The sequence below is a fragment of the Lentzea sp. NBRC 105346 genome (genome assembly GCF_030269605.1).
In the GTDB taxonomy this organism is placed as follows: Bacteria; Actinomycetota; Actinomycetes; order Mycobacteriales; family Pseudonocardiaceae; genus Lentzea.
This window is the reverse complement of sequence record NZ_BSTQ01000001.1, coordinates 747350-766750: the sequence shown is the minus strand read 5'-3', so window position 1 is coordinate 766750 and position 19401 is coordinate 747350. Positions and strand designations below refer to the sequence as shown.

Annotated in this window: 12 protein-coding genes; all 12 read left to right on the top strand. The window is 70.0% G+C overall.

Annotated features, from left to right (window positions below):
* Nucleotides 1-64: 64 nt before the first annotated feature.
* Nucleotides 65-307, top strand: coding sequence for a hypothetical protein (locus QSK35_RS02970; RefSeq protein WP_285741950.1), 243 nt, complete (start codon nt 65-67; stop codon nt 305-307).
* A 106-nt stretch (nt 308-413) separates the two neighbouring features.
* Entirely contained in the window at nt 414-1823 is a 1410-nt protein-coding gene (locus tag QSK35_RS02965) for a DUF4331 domain-containing protein (protein WP_285741948.1), read from the top strand.
* A gap of 11 nt (nt 1824-1834) precedes the next feature.
* Nucleotides 1835-2926, top strand: coding sequence for a tetratricopeptide repeat protein (locus tag QSK35_RS02960; protein ID WP_285741947.1), 1092 nt, complete (start codon nt 1835-1837; stop codon nt 2924-2926).
* Nucleotides 2923-4200 (top strand): nickel/cobalt transporter, encoded by a 1278-nt coding sequence (locus QSK35_RS02955; protein ID WP_285741945.1) that lies wholly within the window; start codon nt 2923-2925, stop codon nt 4198-4200. Before QSK35_RS02960 ends, QSK35_RS02955 begins: the two co-directional genes overlap by 4 nt.
* 12 nt (nt 4201-4212) lie before the next feature.
* Entirely contained in the window at nt 4213-4524 is a 312-nt protein-coding gene (locus QSK35_RS02950) for a hypothetical protein (protein ID WP_285741943.1), read from the top strand.
* Between the two features lie 137 nt (nt 4525-4661).
* Nucleotides 4662-10985, top strand: a complete 6324-nt coding sequence (locus QSK35_RS02945) for a type I polyketide synthase (protein WP_285741941.1) — start codon at nt 4662-4664, stop codon at nt 10983-10985.
* Nucleotides 10973-14599, top strand: coding sequence for a beta-ketoacyl synthase N-terminal-like domain-containing protein (locus QSK35_RS02940; protein ID WP_285741939.1), 3627 nt, complete (start codon nt 10973-10975; stop codon nt 14597-14599). The genes QSK35_RS02945 and QSK35_RS02940 overlap by 13 nt, the downstream gene beginning before the upstream one ends.
* A gap of 7 nt (nt 14600-14606) precedes the next feature.
* Nucleotides 14607-14870 carry an acyl carrier protein gene (locus QSK35_RS02935; protein ID WP_285741937.1) on the top strand — a complete coding sequence of 88 codons (264 nt, stop codon included), beginning with the start codon at nt 14607-14609 and terminating at the stop codon, nt 14868-14870.
* On the top strand, nt 14863-15633 hold the full coding sequence (locus QSK35_RS02930; RefSeq protein WP_285741935.1) for an alpha/beta fold hydrolase: 771 nt from the start codon (nt 14863-14865) through the stop codon (nt 15631-15633). The genes QSK35_RS02935 and QSK35_RS02930 overlap by 8 nt, the downstream gene beginning before the upstream one ends.
* Nucleotides 15630-16757: a glycosyltransferase gene (locus QSK35_RS02925; RefSeq protein WP_285741933.1), complete on the top strand. Its 1128-nt coding sequence runs from the start codon at nt 15630-15632 to the stop codon at nt 16755-16757. The genes QSK35_RS02930 and QSK35_RS02925 overlap by 4 nt, the downstream gene beginning before the upstream one ends.
* Entirely contained in the window at nt 16754-18577 is a 1824-nt protein-coding gene (locus QSK35_RS02920) for a methyltransferase domain-containing protein (protein WP_285741932.1), read from the top strand. The genes QSK35_RS02925 and QSK35_RS02920 overlap by 4 nt, the downstream gene beginning before the upstream one ends.
* A complete protein-coding gene (locus QSK35_RS02915; protein ID WP_285741930.1) occupies nt 18574-19395 on the top strand; it encodes a hypothetical protein in 822 nt (273 codons plus the stop codon). Before QSK35_RS02920 ends, QSK35_RS02915 begins: the two co-directional genes overlap by 4 nt.
* Nucleotides 19396-19401 lie beyond the last annotated feature (6 nt).

The following is a 19401-nucleotide window of genomic DNA, read 5'->3' as shown; positions in this document are numbered from 1 at the left end:
CCCGTGGGCCGTCGGCCGCGGACGTGCTGGACCCGGCGATCGTGGTGACCCGCGCACGCGGCGTGTGCGTGGTCCCGAAGCCCGCGGAGTAGCGCTGTCCGGGGTTCGCCCCGGACCCGAGTTCGGTATCGAGGCGACCGCGACGCTGGCCCGTGTCGGCAACCGGTCGCGCACGATCGACTTCGAGGCCCGCGTCGTGTGCCGCAGCGCCCCGGCCCGTGGGCCGTCGGCCGCGGACGTGCTGGACCCGGCGATCGTGGTGACCCGCGCACGCGGCGTGTGCGTGGTCCCGAAGCCCGCGGAGTAGCGCTGTCCGGGGTTCGCCCCGGACCCGAGTTCGGTTCAAAAAATCTTTGAACCGCTTGGCTTTCCCCTTCCGAATGCTCGCCGTGAGCACGTGAAGGGAGCAGGTCATGCGCAAGAGAGCACGATTAGGGCGCACCATTGGTGTGCTCGCTGTGCTCGCGGTGGCGGCGACGATACCCGGCGTTTCGGGTGCGTCCAGCCACCGCGAGGCTCCGCTCATCGCGGAGGACCCGCCGAACGACAACACCGATGTGTACGCGTTCGTCAGCCCGGACAACCAGGACACGGTCACGCTGATCGCGAACTGGTACGGGTTGCAGGAACCCAATGGTGGTCCCAACTTCTACCCCTGGGACCCCAACTCGCGGTACGACATCAACGTCGACGCCAACGGTGACGCGATCCCGGACCAGACGTTCCGGTTCACGTTCACCACGGACGACCGGCGGGGCAAGGACACGTTCCTGTACAACAAGGGGCCGGTGAAGTCGATCAACGACCCCAACCTGTTGTTCCGGCAGAACTACAACCTGGAGGTCATCGACTCGGCCGGCAAGAGCAAGTCGCTCGTCCGCAACGGCCGGGCGGCCCCGTCCAACACGGGCTGGGCGTCGTTCCCGAACTACCAGACCATCCGCGACCAGGCGATCACCAAGCTGCCCGGTGGGGGACAGGTCTACGCGGGTCCGGCGGACGACTCGTTCTTCCTGGATCTGCGGGTGTTCGACCTGCTGTACGGCGGCAACCTGTCCGAGGTCAACCAGGACACGCTGATGGGCTACAACGTCAACACCATCGCGATCCAGGTGCCGAAGACGATGCTGGCGCTCAAGGGCGACCCGAAGCGCAACCCGGTGATCGGCGTGTGGAGCGACACCGAGAAGCGCACGCTCAAGCTCGACCCCGGCAAGGCGACCCCGCAGGGGCCGTACGTGCAGGTGTCGCGACTGGGCAACCCGCTGGTCAACGAGGTCGTCTCCAGTGCGGCGATCAAGGACGCGTTCAACGCGCTCGAACCCGTCAACGACGCCAAGGTGCAGGCGCTGCTCGACCGCGTCACGAACCCCGAGCTGGCCCGGTTGATCGAACAGATCTACGGGATCAAGGCGCCGGCGACGCCGCGCAACGACCTGGTGGAGATCTTCCTGACCGGGATCACCACCAAGGCGGGCGGCCCGATCAAGGCGGATCTCAACTCGCAGCTGATGAACGCCGACGTGGACCCGAAGAAGTTCGCGCCGTCCGAACAGTTGCGGCTCAACATGTCCATCCCGGTGACGGAGAAGCCGAACCGGCTCGGTGTGCTCGGCAAGGACCTGCAGGGGTTCCCGAACGGCCGCAGGCTCACCGACGACGTGGTGGACATCGAGATCCAGGCCGTGGAAGGTGCCGCGCTGACCGGCAAGCTCGTGCCGGCGCTGGCCAAGGGTGACCGGGTGGGCGCCAACGACGTCCGCTTCGGTGACAAGTTCCCGTACGTCGCGCTGCCGAGCACCAAGGCGGTCAACTCCCGCTAAGGGGAAACCCCATGAGGATGCTTCTCGTAGTACTCGCATGCCTTCTCACGGTCACAGCGTGCGCGCAGCCGGAAGCACAGCCGGACAAGCGCACTCCGCTGGAACGTTCCGTCGCCGCGTTGCAGGACAAGGCGCGGCGCAGTCCGAACAACGCGGAAGTGCTGGCACAGCTGGGTTCCGCGTACGTCGAGCTCGCCAGGACCAAGGCCGACCCCGGTTACTACGACCGGGCACGCAAGGCCCTGGACGAGTCGTTGCGGATCACGCCGGGCAACGGCGAGGCGATGATCGGGCAGGGCGCACTGGCCAACGCGCGGCACGAGTTCGCCGCCGCACGGGACTGGGCGGTCAAGGCCCAGGCCGAGCGGCCGGACTCGGCCGAGGTCCAGGGCGTTCTGGTCGACGCGCTGACCCAGCTCGGCGATGACGCCGGTGCATCGGTCGCGCTGCAACGGATGCTCGACCTGCGACCGGGCGTCGCCTCGTTCACCCGCGCCTCCTACCACTTCGAGCTGCATGGCCGGATGGACGAGGCACGGGACGCACTGAAGCAGGCGCTGGACTCCGCGTCGGCACCGGAGGAGGTCGCGTTCTGCGAGCTCCATCTGGGCGACCTGGCGTGGGGCGCCGGTGCGCTGGACGAGGCGAGCGAGCACTACGAGCGAGCGAACTCGTTGCAAGGGAAGGGAAAGGTCGCTGCGGCGCGCGGCCGGACCGACGAGGCGATCACGCACTACGCCACGTTGGTCTCGCAGGTGCCCGCGCCGCAGCACCTCGTCGAGTACGGCGAGGTGCTGGAGAAGGCCGGCCGCAGGCAGGAGGCGGCCGAGCAGTACGACCTGGCGTTGAAGCAGCTGCGGCTGCTCGGCGGTGACGACCTCACGGCGGCGCTCATCGCCGCCGACCACGGTGATCCGGCCGAGGCGCTGAGGTTCGCCGAGGCCGAGTGGGCCAGGCGGCAGAGCGTGTTCACCGCCGACGCGATGGCGTGGGCGTTGCACGTCAACAAGCGCGACGCCGAAGCGCGGCCGTTCATGGCGAAGGCACTCGCGCTGGGGTGGAAGGACAAGACCGTGTTGCGGCACAAGGAGGTTATCGGATGAGGATCCTCCTGCTCACGCTGTTCGGTTTGCTGCTCACCGCGGGGGTCGCCTCCGCGCACCCGTTGAGCAAGCTCAGCATCAATCACTACGACGGCCTGCGGGTGTCCGCGGACAAGGTCGAGGTGCTGTCCGTTGTGGACAGTGCGGAGATCCCGACGCTGCAGGACCGCGAGGTGGTGGACGCGCCCAAGCGGTGCGACCAGCTGTCCAAGTCGCTGGACGCGATGGCGGACTCGAAGCGGCTGACGTGGACGTTGAAAGACGCCGACGTCGAGCGGCCGCCGGGGGAGGCCGGGCTGCCGACCACGCGGCTGACCTGCAGGTTCGAGGCGCCGGTGCGGGTGAACGGCGAGGTCGAGTTCACGTTCAGCGACTCCTACCTGTCGACGAAGCCGGGCTGGCGGGAGATCACCGTGTCCGGGGCCGACGTGTCGGTGTCCGGTGCGCCGAACGAGACCGTCAGCGACGAGCTGCGCAAGTACCCGGACGACCTGCTCTCGTCGCCGCTCGACGTGCGGGCGGTGCGGTTCACCGCGGCGCCGGGAGCCGGGACGCCGCTCGTGCAGCGGGCGGCTGACACGGTGTCCGGGCTGGTCGGCGACCTGACGCCGGTCGTCGGCGTCGGCGCGGTGCTGCTGGCGTTGCTGCTGGGCGCCGGGCATGCCGCGCTGCCGGGGCACGGCAAGACCGTGATGGCCGCGTATCTGGCGGGGTCGAGGGGTACGCGCCGGGACGCGGTCCTGGTCGGCGCCACCGTGACGTTCACGCACACCGCGGGCGTGCTCGTGCTCGGGTTGCTGTTGAGCGTGTCCAGCGCGATCGCGGGGGAGTCCGTGCTGCGCTGGCTCGGTGTCGCGAGTGGAGTGATCGTCGCCGTGATCGGCGGGTTCATGCTCCGCGCGGCCGTCCGGAAACGCGGTCACGGGCATGGGCATGGCCACGGTCATGGGCATGGCCACGGGCATGGTCACAAGCACTCGAAGGCCGGCCTGGTGGGGATGGGTGTCGCGGGCGGGCTCGTGCCCAGCCCGTCCGCGCTCGTGGTGCTGCTGGGTGCGATCGCGTTGGGCCGCACGTGGTTCGGCGTGATCCTGGTCTTCGCCTACGGGCTCGGTATGGCGGCCACGCTGACCGTCGCCGGCCTGTTGCTCGTCTCGTTACGCGACCGGTACGAGCACCGGTTTCGCAGGTTCACGAAGTTCGCACCGGTCGGGACGGCCGCACTGGTGTTCGTCGTAGGACTCGGTCTGGCCACGCGTTCGCTGGCCTTCTAGGGGAGTGAAGTCATGAAGTACGCGTTCGTTCTCGCCGCGCTGGTGCTGGCGGGCTGCTCGTCCGGTGGAAACGACATGGGCGCCACGTTCAACGACGAGGGGCAGGCGGAGATCACCTGCATGCAACATCAGGCCGCGCGGCCGGGGGAGCGTTACCTCAAAGAGGAGAACTGGGACACCGACGTGACCCTGCCGCTGCTGCGTTACTACACGTCCAACGGCAAGAAGCCCTATTGCGACGGACAGGGCGCCTCGGAGATCGACAAGGTGTGGTTCGACATCTACCGCAAGCTCGGCGGGGACGCCGGAAACATTAGTATATGAGAAGTTTTCACGTGGGTTGTAGACACCGGCAGGGATTGTGCGTACTGTGACCGCTGAGTGACAACCTACCGGGGAGTAGCTCCGGTGAACAAACCTGTTTGAAAAGCGCAGAATTCCCTTTCTCGTCCACCCCCTGCATGGTTGAGGAAGCGATGCCGGACGAACGTGAGCTCGTACTGGGCGTGAGTCCGCTGGGCGAGCCGGACGCGGCCGTCGTGGTCGCGGTCGGTCGAGCCGGCGGCCTGGGCGTGCTGGACCTTGGGTGCGACCCGGTCGCGGCCCGTCATGCGCTCGGCGAGGTGGTCCGGCGATGGCGCGGGCCGTTCGGCGTGCGCATGGTCGTGCCGTGTCCGGTGTCGTTGCCCGATGAGGCCGGCACCGTCGTCCTCGATCTCGCGCATTACCGTCCGCAACGTTCTGAGCTGGGCGATCGTCGGATTCTGGTCGAAGTCACGTCACTGGACGAGGCCTTGGACGGTGTCGCGTTCGGTGCGGCCGGACTGATCGCCAAGGGCGCCGAGTCGGGCGGGCGAATCGGCTCGGCGTCCACCTTCGTGTTGCTGCAGCAGCTGCTCGGCGCGGTCGCGCTGCCGGTGTGGGCGATGGGTGGGATCGGCCCGGACACGGCGGCCGCCGCGGTCGCCGGTGGAGCCTGTGGTGTGGTCCTATCTGACCAGCTCACGCTCACCCGTGAGGCGCGAAAACACATTTCCCGTGAAATTGTGAACGCGATCACCTTGATGGACGGTGGCGACACCGTAGCTGTCAACGGTAGGCGCGCGCTGCGGCGGGACAGTACGGTGGAGATCGGGCAGGAAGGCGCATTCGCCGATTCGCTCGCTCGCTCATTCGGTACGGTCGGCGGCGTTGTACAGACCATTTATTCCGCCGTTCGGGGCAATCTCGCGGCCGTCCGCGCGCATCCCTCGCTGCGCGCGGGCGGGCCGTTCTGCCAACGCGTTCCCGGACTCCGCTACCCGATCGCCCAGGGCCCGATGACGCGCGTGAGCGACCAGCCCGCGTTCGCCGCCGCGGTGGCCGATGGCGGTGCGCTGCCGTTCCTCGCACTGGCCTTGATGGACGGACGGCAGACCGCGGATCTGCTCGAACGCACCGCTGCGCTGCTCGGCGACCGGCCCTGGGGTGTCGGCCTGCTCGGGTTCGCGGCGCCGGACGTGCAGGCCGCGCAGCTCGAAGCCGTGCACCGGGTCAGGCCGCCGTACGCGATCGTCGCGGGCGGGACGCCGGCGCAGGCTCGTTCGCTTGAGGCCGCCGGGGTCCAGGCGTTCCTGCACGTCCCGTCACCCGCGTTGCTGCAACGGTTCCTCGCGGAGGGTGCGCGGAAGTTCGTGTTCGAGGGCTCGGAATGCGGCGGGCACATCGGCCCGCGGTCGAGCTTCACGTTGTGGCAGCAGCAGATCGACGTGCTGCGGCCGTATGCCGCCGAGGTGACGGCGTTGTTCGCGGGTGGTGTCCACGACGAACGGTCGGCGGCGATGGTGTCCGCGATGACCGCGCCGCTGGCCGCTCAGGGTGCCGCGATCGGCGTGGTGATGGGTACCGCGTACCTGTTCACCGAGGAGGCCGTGCGGCACGGCGCGATCCGGCCGGTCTTCCAGGACGTCGCTCTGGAGTGCGCGGACACCGCGCTGCTGGAGACCTCGCCCGGCCACAGTGTCCGGTGCGCTGTCACGTCCTATGTGGACACGTTCGAGAACGCGCGGGCTTCGCTGGCGGATTTGCCCAAGCAGGAGAGCTGGGAACGCCTGGAGCAGTTGAACCTGGGGCGGTTGCGCATCGCGAGCCGTGGGCTGGTGCGGGACGGCAATGATCTCGTTTCGGTTGACGAAGCCTCGCAACGTGCCGACGGCATGTTCATGATCGGCCAGGTCGCGACCATGCGGTCGGCCGTCACGGACATCGAGACGCTGCACCGCGAAGTGACGTCCGGTTCGCTGCTGGCGGCCCGATGCGCTTCGTTCACGTCTGATGTTCCTTCACCTTCGCCGCTCGACGTCGCGATCATCGGGATGGCGGCGATCATGCCCGGTGCGCGTGATGTCGCCGAGTACTGGTCGAACGTGCTGTCCGGAGTGGATGCGATCACCGACGTTCCCGCGGAGCGCTGGGATCCCGGCCGCTACGACAGCCCGTTCCGCCGCGGCGGGTTCCTGCCGCGAATCCCGTTCGACCCGCTGGCGTACGGCATCCCGCCCGCCTCGCTGACGTCCATCGAGCCGGCGCAGCTGCTCGCGCTGGAGGTGTCCGCGCAGGCGCTGGCCGACGCCGGGTACTCCTCTCGTGTGTTCAACCGCGACCGCACGTCGGTCATCTTCGGCGCCGAGGCGGGGGCGGATCTCGCGAACGCCTACACCGTCCGGTCCGCGTTGCCAGCGTTGTACGGGTCCATGCCGGACGCCCTGGACTCGTATCTTCCGAAGCTGACCGAGGACTCGTTCCCCGGCGTGCTGGGCAACGTGATCGCCGGCCGGATCGCCAACCGCCTCGATCTGGGCGGCGCGAACTACACGGTCGACGCCGCGTGCGCGTCGTCGCTGGCCGCGGTGGACGTGGCGTGCAAGGAGCTCGTCGCGGGCACCAGCGACATGGTGCTGTGCGGTGCGGTCGACCTGCACAACAGTGCGCACGACTACCAGATGTTCGCGTCCGTGCACGCCCTCTCCGCGGAGGGCCGTTGCGCCACCTTCGACTCCTCGGCCGACGGCATCGCCTTGGGCGAAGGCGTCGCGTGTGTCGTGTTGAAACGGCTCGCGGACGCCGAACGCGACGGCGACCGGATCTACGCCGTGATCAAGGGTGTCGGTGCTTCCAGCGACGGCAAGTCCCTCGGTCTGACCGCGCCACGACCCGAGGGGCAGCGCCGGGCGCTGGACCGGGCCTACTCGTCGGCCGGTGTTCCGGTGACTTCGGTGGGGCTGGTCGAGGCGCACGGCACCGGCACCGTCGTCGGTGACCGGACGGAGTTGGCCGCGTTGACCGACAAGTTCGCCGGTGTGGCCACGGGTGAGTGCACGATCGGGTCGGTCAAGTCGCAGATCGGGCACACGAAGTGCGCGGCGGGTCTGGCCGGGCTGATCAAGGCCGCGCTGTCCGTCCACACGGGAGTGAAGCCGGGCACGCTGCACGTCCGTGAGCCGAACGCGTTCTGGGACGCCGCCACGAGCCCCTTCACCTTCGGCCGCCGAACGTGGGCCGCGCGTTCCCGAGTCGCGGGCGTCAGCGCGTTCGGGTTCGGTGGCACCAACTTCCACACGGTGATCGCCGGGTACGACGACGAGCCGGAGCACGGGCTCACGGCCTGGCCGGCCGAGCTGTTCCTGATCCGCGGCGCCGACCGCGCGGCGGCCGAGCGGTGTGTCGCGGAGATCCACCGGCTCGCGGCCGACGAGCGAACGCCGCTGCGGTCGCTGGCCGCCGCGTGTGCCGCGTTCGCACCCGGCCAGCCGGTGTGGGCCGCTGTCGTCGCTTCGTCGCGGGACGACCTTGTCTTCTCGCTTCGCTCGCCGGTCTCGGCGCCCCGCGTCGCGTTCCTCTATCCGGGACAGGGCAGTCAGCGGCCGGGCATGCTGTTCGATCTCTTCACGGTGTTCCCGCGGCTGCAGGCGTGTCTGCGATTGTCGAACGGCCGGTACGAGGACGTGATGTTCCCGCCGTCCGCGTTCGACAATGCCGAACGCCATCTGGCAGCGATCACCGATACGCGGAACGCGCAGCCGGCTCTTGGTATTGCGGGGCTGGCGGTGACGGACTTGTTGGGATTGCTGGGCGTTCGGCCCGATATGGCCGGTGGGCACAGCTATGGCGAGCTGGTCGCGCTGGCCGCGGCCGGGGTGTTCACGCCGCAGCAGCTGCTCGACCTGAGCGAGGCGCGGGCGGCGGCGATCATGGCGGCGGTCGGCGACGAGCCCGGCACGATGGCTGTGGTCAACGCTCCGTTCGACGATGTTGAACGACTGCTCCGCGGCCGGGCCGCGACGAGCGATTCGTCCGACGATGCCGAACGCGACGTCGTGATCGCCAACCACAACTCGCCCAATCAAGTCGTCATCTCCGGTACGACCGCCGCGGTCGAGGCAGCGGTGGCGGATCTCGTCGCCGCCGGGCTGTCCGCGCGGCGGATCCCGGTCGCGGCGGCGTTCCACAGCCCACTGATGTCCGGCGCGGTCGAGCCGTTCGCCGCGGCGCTTGCCCAGCACGAGCTCGGCGACGCGACCATTCCCGTGTGGGCTTCGGTTGACCGCCTTGCGGAGAACCTCGCCGGCCCCGTGCGGTTCGTCGACCAGGTCGAGGAGATGTACGCGGCCGGGGCGCGGGTGTTCGTCGAGGCCGGGCCGGGTGGCGTGCTGACCTCGTTCGTCGGCAAGACCCTGGGCGACCGGCCGCACACCGCGGTCCGGATCGACGACCGCGGGCTCACCGGCCTGCTGAACGCCCTGGCGACGTTGGCGATGGCCGGTGTGCCGGTCGACGATGCGCCGCTGTTCGAGGGACGTGCCGAGCCGGCGACCGAGGTCCGGCCGCGCCCGAACTGGTACGTGGATGGAGGACTCGTGCGCGACGCCAGCGGCAACGCACTGCCGGGAGGCCTGCGGCCCGCCACCGAGGCGCCCCAACTGCAGGCGCACAGTCTGAGCGCGAGCACCGCCAACGGAGACTCCGCCAACAGAGATTCGATTGTCGAGAAGTTCCTCGACGGCATGCGGGACGCGGTCAGCGCCCAGCGCGACGTCCTGCTCAGCTACCTCGGCGGCCCCGTCGCGGCAACGGCGCCGCCCTCCGTGGTCGCTTCGCCTCCCGCCGAGCCGGTGGTCGTCTCCGAGGAGAAGGAGGCACCGGTCGAGCAGGACGTGGCCGCGGTCGTGCTGCGGACGATCAGCGCCCGCACCGGCTACCCGCCCGAGATGCTGGAGCCCGGCCTCGACCTGGAGGCCGACCTGTCCGTCGACTCGATCAAGCGCACGGAGATCATCGGCGAGCTGGCGACCGTGCTGGGGGTGACCGGCGCGTCCGTCGACGAGCTGGCGCGGATCAAGACCATCGAAGGCATCGTCGGCTGGTTCGGCGCCGGGGCCACTCCGGAACCCCCAGGACGACTTGTCCGGTCGGTGCCGCGCCTGGTTGAGTGCGCGCCCGTCGAGCCGGGCTGGCTCGGCGACCACACCGTGCTGATCATCGATGACAACGGCATCGGGCTCGAGCTGTCCGACATTGTCGAACGCAACGGCGGAACTCCGCGTACGGTGCCCGCGTTTCCGGACGATTTGTCGAACGTCGACACCGTTGTCTGCCTGGGCGCGCGGCTGCCGGACAGCTACGCGGACATCCGCCGGTGCCTGCTCGGCGGTGTCGGCGTCCTCGTCGTGACGACCGGAGGCGGCACGTTCGGGATCGGCGAGACGCCCGACGAGCTGCCCGCGGACATCGGGCTGCACGGGCTCGTGCGCACGGCCGCGCTGGAGTTCCCGGACCTGGTGGTGCGCGCGGTCGACGTGAACCCCAAGGAGAGCCACCGGGTGATCGCGACCGCGTTGTTCGCCGAGCTGTGCGCGTCCGACGGCCCCGCCGTGGTCGGGCACGCGGGCGGGAGGCGGCAGACCATCGAGCTGGTCGAGGCACCGCTCGGTGAGGGCGCCCTGGCGTTGGACGCCGACAGCGTCGTGCTGCTGACAGGCGGCGCGCGAGGGATCACCGCGCTCGCCGCGATCGGGCTGGCCGAGGCGACCGGGTGTCACATCGAGCTGATCGGCCGCACACCCGCGCCCGCCGGGCTCGAGGATGCGAGCTTCGCCGGGGCCTCGGACGAGGCGGGCGTGCGGCGCGTGCTCGCCGAGCTGGGGTTGCCGCGTGACGAGATCGGCGCGCGGGCCCGGCTCGTGCTCGCCGAACGCGAGATCCGGCGGAACCTCGACCGGCTACGTAGTGCCGCGTCCTCGGTGCGGTACCACGAATGCGATGTGACGGACGCTGCCGCGGTCGGCGCCGTGGTGGCGGACATCAGGGCGCGGTTCGGGCGGCTCGACGGCGTCGTGCACGGTGCCGGCGTGCTGGACGACCGGTTCATCGCGGACAAGTCGCCCGAGTCGTTCGCGCGGGTCTACGACACGAAGGTCCTTGGGGCACAGGCGTTGCTGGCCGCGAACCCGGAGTTCCTCGTGCTGTTCGGCAGCATCAGCGGCGTCGAGGGCAACCGCGGGCAGGCCGACTACGCGGCGGCCAACGACGCGCTGGACCGGATCGCGCGGTACTGGGGAGCGTCGGCGCGGGTGGTCAGCGTCGACTGGGGTCCGTGGGCGGGCGCCGGGATGGTGTCGCCCGAGCTGGCCGCGGAGTACGCGCGCCGCGGCGTGCCGCTGATCGAGCCGGAGGCCGGGGTGGCGGCGTTGCTGCGCGAGATCGCGGCGGGCGACGACGTCCAGGTGATCTGCCGATGGGAGACGTAGCCGTCGCGATCGTCGGGATCGGCGCCGTCTTCCCCGGCGCTCCCGACGTGTCCTCGTTCTGGCACAACATCGTCAACGGCGTCGACGCCGTGACCGACGTGCCCGCCGGCCGGTGGGGCGTCGTGTCCGACTTCTACTGCCGGCGCGGCGGATTCCTCGACGAGCTCGCCTCGTTCGACCCGATCGCGTTCGGCGTGATGCCCTCGACGGTCGACGTCGCCGAACCCGACCAGCTGCTCGCGCTGAGCGTCGCCGCCGCCGCGATCGCCGACGCGGGCGGCGAGTCCGTTCTGCATGACCGAACGCGGGTCGGCATTGTCGTAGGACGCGGCGGTTATCTCACGCCGGGGTGCGCTCGGCTCGACCAACGGGTACAGCTCGCCGACCAGGTCGTGAGCGTGCTGCGGGACCTGTTGCCGGGCATGGATCTCGACACGGTGCGGGATGCGGTGCGCGACAAGCTCGGCCCGATGCGGCCGGAGGCGTCGATCGGGCTCGTGCCGAACCTGGCCGCGTCACGCATCGCGAACCGGTTCGACCTGCGCGGCTCGGCGTACACGGTCGACGCGGCGTGCGCGTCCGGGCTCGTCGCGGTCGAACACGCGGTGCGGGAGCTGGTCTCCGGCCGCGCCGACGCGATGCTCGCCGGTGCCGTTCATCTGTGCCACCACCCGACGCTGTGGAGCGTCTTCACGCAACTGCGGGCGCTGAGCCCATCCGAGCGGATCCGGCCGTTCGACCGCTCCGCAGACGGCACCCTCCTGTCCGAGGGCGTCGGAATGGTGCTGCTCAAACGCCTTTCGGACGTGCGCGACGAGCGCGTGTACGCGGTGATCCGCGGCGTCGGCACAGCGTCGGACGGCCGCGCGACCAGCATGATGACGCCCAACCCGGACGGTCAGCTGCTCGCCGTGCGGCGGGCGTGGCAGGAGGCCGGACTCGATCCGCTGGTCGACTCACCGGCGTTGATCGAGGCGCACGGCACCGCCACACCGGCCGGCGATGCCGCCGAGCTTTCGACAATGCTGAACGCCTTCGGCGCGTCCGGGTCCCCGATCGGCATCGGCACGGTGAAGTCGCAGATCGGCCACGCGATGCCCGCGGCCGGGATGGCGGGCCTCATCAAGGCCGCTCTGGCGTTGCACCACGGGATTCTGCCGCCGACGCTGCACATTGACGAACCGCATTCGACGATGTCGAACACCCGCCTGGAGCCCGTGCTCTGCGCGCGTGAGTGGGAAGGCGTACCGCGGGCGGTGGTCAACGCCTTCGGGTTCGGCGGGATCAACGCGCACGTCGTGCTGGAGGCGCCCGCACGTGGATTCGCGCCCACCCAGCCCTCGGTCGTCACGTTCGCCGCGGACTCGCCGGCGGAGCTGGCGTCCTGTGTGCGTTCGGGCCGGCAGTCGCGGACGGACCGGGCGTTCCGGCTCGCCATCGGCAACCCGACCCCGCGCAAGCTCGCCCTGGCCGTGAAGGTCGTCGAGCAGGGCCGGCCGTGGCCGGGGCGGCACGACATCTGGTTCACCCCCTCACCGCTGATCACGGGGCCGGACCAGGTCGCGTTCCTGTTCCCCGGCTTCGAACGCGCGTTCTCCGGTGAGGTCGAAAACCAGGGCGTCGAGCTGCTGGAATCCGGCCGCCGCCTGGCCGCGGAGCTCGCGGAACTCGGTATCACGCCCGGCGCGGTCGCCGGGCACAGCATGGGGGAGTGGACCGCGATGGTCGTCGCGGGCATCTACCCCACGATCGACTCCTTCGTCTCGGCGTTGCGGCCCGGAATGGTCGCGGTCGCGGACGTCGAGTACGCCGCGCTCGGCTGCTCGGCCGCCACCGCCGAGTCCGTTGTGGACGGTGACGTGGTGGTGAGCCACGACAACTGCCCGCATCAGTCCGTGATCTGCGGGCCCTCCGACCAGCTCGCGGTCGCGCTGGAACGCCTACGGGAACGCGGTGTGCTGGCGCAGCTGATGCCGTTCCGGACCGGTTTCCACACCCCGGCGCTGGCGAAGCACCTGGCGGAGGCGCGGGCGATGCTGGACGCGTTGCCGGTGAGCGCGCCCCGGATCCCGGTGTGGTCGGCGACCTCGCTGGCCCCGATGCCCGCCGACCCTGACGAGATCCGGTCACTGGTGTTGCGGCACCTCGTGGAGCCGGTGCGGTTCCGCGAACTCACGGCGAGGCTGCACGAACAGGGGTTCCGCGCGTTCGTCCAGGTCGGCGAGGGCAGCCTGCCGGGTTTCGTGGCCGACACGCTGAACGGCCGGAACCACCTGGCCGTGTCGGGGTCGCCGCAGGCCGTGGCCGCGGCGATGTGGGCGTTCGGGTTGAAGCGGGCCTCATCGGGTGTGCGGCTGGAGCTGGGCGTGCCGAGTGTCCGCCTCGATCCCATCGCGATGCCGTCGGTCGCCGTGTCCTCGTCGTTGAAGTCGGTGGACGCACTGTTCGCGCACACCAACGCGGTCGCCCGCGAGATCGCGTCCGCGATGGCGCCGCAAGAGATGTCGTTCACCCGTGAGTTCTCACTGGGCACCATGCCCGAGCTGGTCGACCACTCGGTGTTCCCGCAGGCCCCCGGCTGGCCCGACCTGGCCGACGGGTTCCCGATCGTGCCCGCGACGGGGCTGCTGGAGGTGTTCGCCGACGCCGCCCGGCGGCTGGTCGACGGGACCGTGCACGGGTTCGCGAGCGTGCGGGCGAAGCGCTGGCTCTCGGTGCTGCCCGGTGTCCAGGTGAAGATCACCGCGCGGGTGGTGCCGGACGGCGTGCACGTCAGCGTCGGCGACTACGCCGAGGGCGTGGTGCTGATGTCTCCGGTCTCCGGCCGCTTCGAGGAAGTCCCGTTGCGCAGAGTGCGGCCCGCGCCGGTGAACGCACGAGAGCTGTACCGGGACAACTGGATGTTCCACGGCCCGGCGTTCGCGGGCGTGACGTCCATCGAGTCGTTGGCGGACAACGGGATCACCGGCACGCTGACCCCGCTGCCCGCGCCCGGCGCGCTGCTCGACAGCGCCGGTCAGCTGATCGGGCACTGGATGCAGGTGAGCCACACCGTCGACCAGACCGTGCTGCCCGTCGGCATCTCCTCGGTGTCGTTCGAGGGCCCCACGCCGGCCGGACCGGTCGCCTGCACGGCGTGGATCCGGTCGGTGACGCCATCGGAAATGGTCGCCGACGCGGTACTCCGGGCCGACGGCGCGGTGTGGTGCCGCATCACCGGCTGGACGACGCGCCGGTTCACCACCGACCACCGGATCTGGCAGGTGAAGCTGCGGCCGGGGACCGAGGCGTTGTCCGAGCGAGCGGACGGGTGGGCGAAGGTGCGCGAGAACTGGGTCGACAGCGCCACTCGCGACCTGATCATGCGCCGCTACCTGAACTCGGCGGAACGTCAGGAGTACGCGGGCCTGGACGTGCCGGCTCAGCGGCGGTGGCTGCTGCGCGCGATCGCGATGAAGGACGCGGTGCGCTTCTCGTTGTGGGACAAGGGCGCCGGGCCGATCTACCCGGCCGAGCTGACGGTGCGGGACGACCGGGTGTCCGGCGCCTTCGCGGTTCCCTGGGTTTCGGTGCTGGACGAGGCCGGGTCGGCTTCGGCGCGGGTTGAAGGGTGATTGTGCTATGAGTGACGTGCTGGTCCAGCTGTCGCGGATCATCTCCGAGGTCGTCGGACCGGACTTCCTGCTGGGCGTGGAGATCACCCCGGACACGACGTTCAGCGACGACCTCGGGCTGGAGAGCATCGAGTTCGTCGCGCTCGCGGACAAGCTGCGCGAGCACTACGACGTCGACCTCGTCGGGTTCCTGGCGGACATGGACATCGACGAGATCATGGCCATGTCGGTCGGCACGCTCGCGACCCACATCGAGTCGAGCCGTGCCTGAGGTCACCGCCCGCGGCGTGCGGTTCCACGTGCAGACACTCGGTCCGGACGACGGCCCGACCGTGGTGTTCGTGCACGGCCTGGTCATGGACAACCTGTCGTCGTTCTACTACACCCTGGCGGCGCCGCTGGCGGCCCGTGGCGTCCGCACGATCCTGTTCGACCTGCGCGGGCACGGCCTGTCCGCGCGCCCGACGTCCGGCTACACGCCCGCCGACAACGCCCAGGACCTGTTGGAGATCCTCACTGTTCTGGGTGTGCGCTCGCCGGTTTACCTGCTGGGCAACAGTTACGGCGGCGTCGTGGCGATGCGGACCGCCCTGCTGGCGCCGGACCGCGTGGCCGGAGTGGTCGTCGTCGAGGCGGCGTGCGGCGGAATCGTCGGCGACCTGTGGCTGGAGGACATGGTCAACACCCTGACCGTGGCCGCCCTGGGCCTGGAGTTCGACCGCACCCAGGAACAGCTGTTCTCGCTGGGACAACGCAAGATCGCCCGGCTGGCCGCCAACGCCTCGGCCTTGCTGAACGGAACTTCACTGATCGACGACCTCGGCTCCGGCCCGTGGTTCGACGATCTGTCGCTTGTGGACTGCCCGGTGCTAGGGGTGTTCGGCGCGGAGTCGTCCCTGATCGGCGCGGCGGCGGAGCTGGCGGAGGAAGTGCCGGACTGCCGGCTGCACGTGGTGAACGGCCTGGGCCACACGGTACTGCGGGAGGCGACGGGTGAACTGCTCGACACCGTGTTCGACTGGTTGCGCGTATGAGCCGCTACCTGTTCGTCGTGCCGCCGCTGGTCGGGCACATCAACCCCACCGTCTCCGTCGGCGCGGAGCTGGTCCGGCGCGGGCACACCGTCGCGTGGGCAGGGCATCAGGGCACTTCGGCGCCGCTGCTGCCACGCGATGCCGTTGTGTTCCCGGCACTCCCGGACGCTGCCGCTGCCTCGATCGCGGCCGCGCGGACGGAGTGGCTGGGGCTGCGTGGAATCGGGGTCTTCAAGTTCTTCTGGGAGTCGTTCCTGATTCCGCTCGGGCACGCGATGCTGCCCGGCGTCGCTTCGGCGGTGGAATCTTTCCGGCCGGACGTCGTGGTCGCTGACCAGCAGGCGCTGGCCGGTCCGGTGGCGGCTTCGGCCGCCGGCGTCCCGTGGGTGACGTCCGCCTCGACGCCCGGCGAGCTGCTGGATCCCTTGCGGGACCTGCCGAAGGTCTCTTCGTGGGTCTCGGACAAGTTGACGTCGTTCGCCGGCTTCGATGCCCGGTTCTCTCCGGCTCTGGTGCTGGTGTTCTCTTCTCGTTTGCTGGTACCGGGTTCCTTTCCCGAGCACTATGTCTTCATTGGACCGGCTCTGGGCGACCGGCCATGTGAGACGCCGTTTCCCTGGGACTGGCTGGACTCCAGGCGCCGGGTACTGGTATCTCTCGGCACGTTGAACGGTGCGGCCGGCGGTCGCTTCTTCTCGTCGGTCGTGGAAGCGGTGACCTCGCTGGACGTGCAGGTGGTTCTCGTGTCGCCGGTGCCGGTTTCGGCGCCCCAGCACGTGTTGGTGGTGGACCGCGTGCCGCAGCTTTCGTTGATGCCGCACCTGGACGCCGTGGTGACGCACGGCGGTCACAACACCGTGTGTGAGGCGCTGGCACACGGGTTGCCCCTCGTCGTCGCACCGATCCGGGACGACCAGCCGCTGATCGCCTCGTCGGTGACGGACTGCGGTGCCGGGATCCGGTTGAGGTACCAGCGGGTGCGTGCTCCCGAGATCCGGGACGCCCTCGAACGTGTCCTGAAAGACCCTTCGTACGCGGCGGCCGCGGGCCGGGTGCGTGACTCCTTCGCGGCCGCCGGCGGGGCGCCGACGGCGGCTGATCATCTGGAAGCGGTGGTGGCGTGATCTTCGCTGCGCTGGTCGTACTGGTCATCCTGCTCGACGCACTGCGCCTGCGGGCGCGGGCGGCGGCGCTCCGAACGCTGCCGCCGGGCGCGCTTCCGCAGACGTCCCCCAGGCCAGGGGGTCCCCCTGTTTCCATTCTTCCAGAAAGCACCGACAGTTCCGGGGCGTCGGCGCAAGCTGTGGACAACTTCGTGCTGGTCACCGCACCCGGCGTCACGGCAACCGACGGCTGGGACCCCGGCGACGCCGACCTGGTCGACCTGATCCCGTCCGACCTCCCGATCACGGCCGCCCTGGACCTTCTGTCCACAACGGACCCGAAGACCTACCGCAAGGACCACTGGGCGAGAGGCGTCAGCGCGAACCAGGCCATCCTGACCCGCTACCCGGCAGACCTCGACCCCGAGGACCCGACCGAGTTCACGGCGTACGTCCGCGACGTCAAGGACCACGTCGACCGCGAGGTGGACCTGGCCGTCGCCAAAGACCTGAAAGCCGGCCCGTATGACCCGAAGAAGCGCCCGGCGCTTCTCCGCCAGCGCGGCAAACGTCCAGCCCTGTCGACGACCGCATCGGTGATCGGCTACGCCTCGGTCGTCACCGCGGCGATCGTGGCGTGGCCGTGGGGACTGATCGCGGCACTGGTGTACAGCGCCCACCCGTACCTGGTCTTCGCCGGAACAGCCCTGAAACCACGAGACCGGCACGTCCCGCGCCTGATCCGCACGCCACTGCTCTGGCGGACGAGCACCTGGCGCTCCACCAGGGAAAAGCAGCAACAGGAACAACTGGAAGCCGCCAAACCCTGGTACGAGAACGCACTGAAGAAGCTCCCGTTCCTGGAGGAGCCCAGGACGACGTGCCCGGACTGCGGCAGCTCCGACCTCAGGCGGCAGGTCGAGGGCGAGGACCTCATCCAGCGCAAGCCGGGCACGTTCACGATGGACCGCTGCGTCCGATGTGGACACGTCTGGCAGAACCCGAGACTGACCGAGGAGGGCCTCGGTTTCTACTACCGCGACTTCTACGACGGCCTGGGCGAGGGCGCCGCGGACGCGGTGTTCTCCGGCAAGAACGACCCGTACTACGGCCGCGCGAACATGGTGAAGCCGTTCACGACACCCAAGAAGTGGCTGGACGTCGGATCCGGTCATGCGCACTTCTGCCTGGCAGCCAAGGAGGTCCTGCCCACCACGAGGTTCGACGGCCTGGACCAGGGCGCGGCCATCGAGGAGGCGGCCGACCTCAAACGGATCCAGCAGGCGTATCGCGGCGGCTTCAAGGAGTTCGCCGGCGAGCTGCGCGGGCAGTACGACGTCGTCAGCATGCACCACTACCTGGAACACGTGCGCGACCCGTGGGAAGAGCTCGACATCGCCGCCGACGTGCTGCCCGAGGGCGGCTACCTGCTGATCGAGCTGCCGGACCCCGAGTGGCGGCTCGGGTGGATGTTCGGCAAGTACTGGATGCCGTGGTTCCAGCCGCAGCACCAGCACATGATGCCGATCGGGAACCTCAAGCACGCCCTCGGGGAACGCGGCCTGACCACGGTCGCCGAGGAACGCGCGAAAGCCCACATGTGCAACGACTTCGTGCTCGCCGCACTGCTGTTCCTCGGCCGGCACGCCCCGCGCACGCCCGCGCCGTGGAACCCGGCGAAGCCGAAGTTCCTACGACTCCGCCGCGCGACTGTGTGGACGCTGGGCATCCCGCTGTTCCTCGTCGCGGTGGCACTGGACCAGACGCTCAACCGGGCGCTCGCGAAGTACAACGACCGCGGCAACGCCTACCGCGTGCTGGCACGCAAGGAGAGCCCGTGATCGACATCGCCGACCGGCCCGACGTCGCGCCCGAGTTGCGGCTCGTCCCGCACGCGTTCCGGCGCGTGTTCGGCCGGCCCGCCGAGGGTGTCTGGTACGCGCCCGGCGTGCTGGAACTGATGGGCGGCGCGCTCAGCGTGTGCGCCAAATGGGGCGCCATCGTCGCGGCCGACCGGCGCGGCGACGGCAGGCTCGAGCTTGCGTCGATCAACCGGCCGGCCGAGCGCGTCACGCTGCCCGGCGGCGACGTCCCGGCGTGGGCCTCGCACCTCAGGCAACTCGACTGGGCGGGCGGCGCGACCCTGTTGTGCAGCGTCGGCCTGCCGCGGGGCAGCGGGCTCAGGGCGGGCGACGCGCTGCGCAACGCCGTCGCGATGGCGTTGAACGACCTGCACGGCACGCGCAACGCGGTCCCCGCCTCCTGCGGAGGCAAGCCCGGTCACGCCGTTGACCGCGAGGGCGGCCTGCGCGAGCTCGACCTGACCGGGCAACGACTGCTCGTGATCGACACCCGGATTCGCAAGGACACCCCAGTCGAACAACGCCGCGCGTGCGTGGACGGGGATCTCGGGGACGCGCTGACGGCGTACCACTTCGGGCAACGGCCCGATCCCGAGCAGGACACCGTCGTCGCGGCGGCCCTCGCCGCCGGTGCGCGGGGCGCGAGCATGCTGGTCGACGAGCCCGGACGGCCCGTCGTCGCGCTCGTGGACAAGGACCGGCTGCCCACGGTCCGGGCCACGATCAGCACGGCGTACTCGCCCGCGCCGCGCTACCTGACGGTGCTGCCGTCGGGCGGCGCATATCGGGTCACGTGACAGGAT

Excerpts from the sequence above, each read along its gene's own strand:
- QSK35_RS02945 (WP_285741941.1), top strand. The coding sequence starts at position 4,662 with ATGGTTGAGGAAGCGATGCCGGACGAACGTGAGCTCGTACTGGGCGTG.
- QSK35_RS02935 (WP_285741937.1), top strand. The coding sequence starts at position 14,607 with ATGAGTGACGTGCTGGTCCAGCTGTCGCGGATCATCTCCGAGGTCGTC.
- QSK35_RS02925 (WP_285741933.1), top strand. The coding sequence starts at position 15,630 with ATGAGCCGCTACCTGTTCGTCGTGCCGCCGCTGGTCGGGCACATCAAC.
- QSK35_RS02965 (WP_285741948.1), top strand. The coding sequence starts at position 414 with ATGCGCAAGAGAGCACGATTAGGGCGCACCATTGGTGTGCTCGCTGTG.
- QSK35_RS02940 (WP_285741939.1), top strand. The coding sequence starts at position 10,973 with ATGGGAGACGTAGCCGTCGCGATCGTCGGGATCGGCGCCGTCTTCCCC.
- QSK35_RS02960 (WP_285741947.1), top strand. The coding sequence starts at position 1,835 with ATGAGGATGCTTCTCGTAGTACTCGCATGCCTTCTCACGGTCACAGCG.
- QSK35_RS02955 (WP_285741945.1), top strand. The coding sequence starts at position 2,923 with ATGAGGATCCTCCTGCTCACGCTGTTCGGTTTGCTGCTCACCGCGGGG.
- QSK35_RS02950 (WP_285741943.1), top strand. The coding sequence starts at position 4,213 with ATGAAGTACGCGTTCGTTCTCGCCGCGCTGGTGCTGGCGGGCTGCTCG.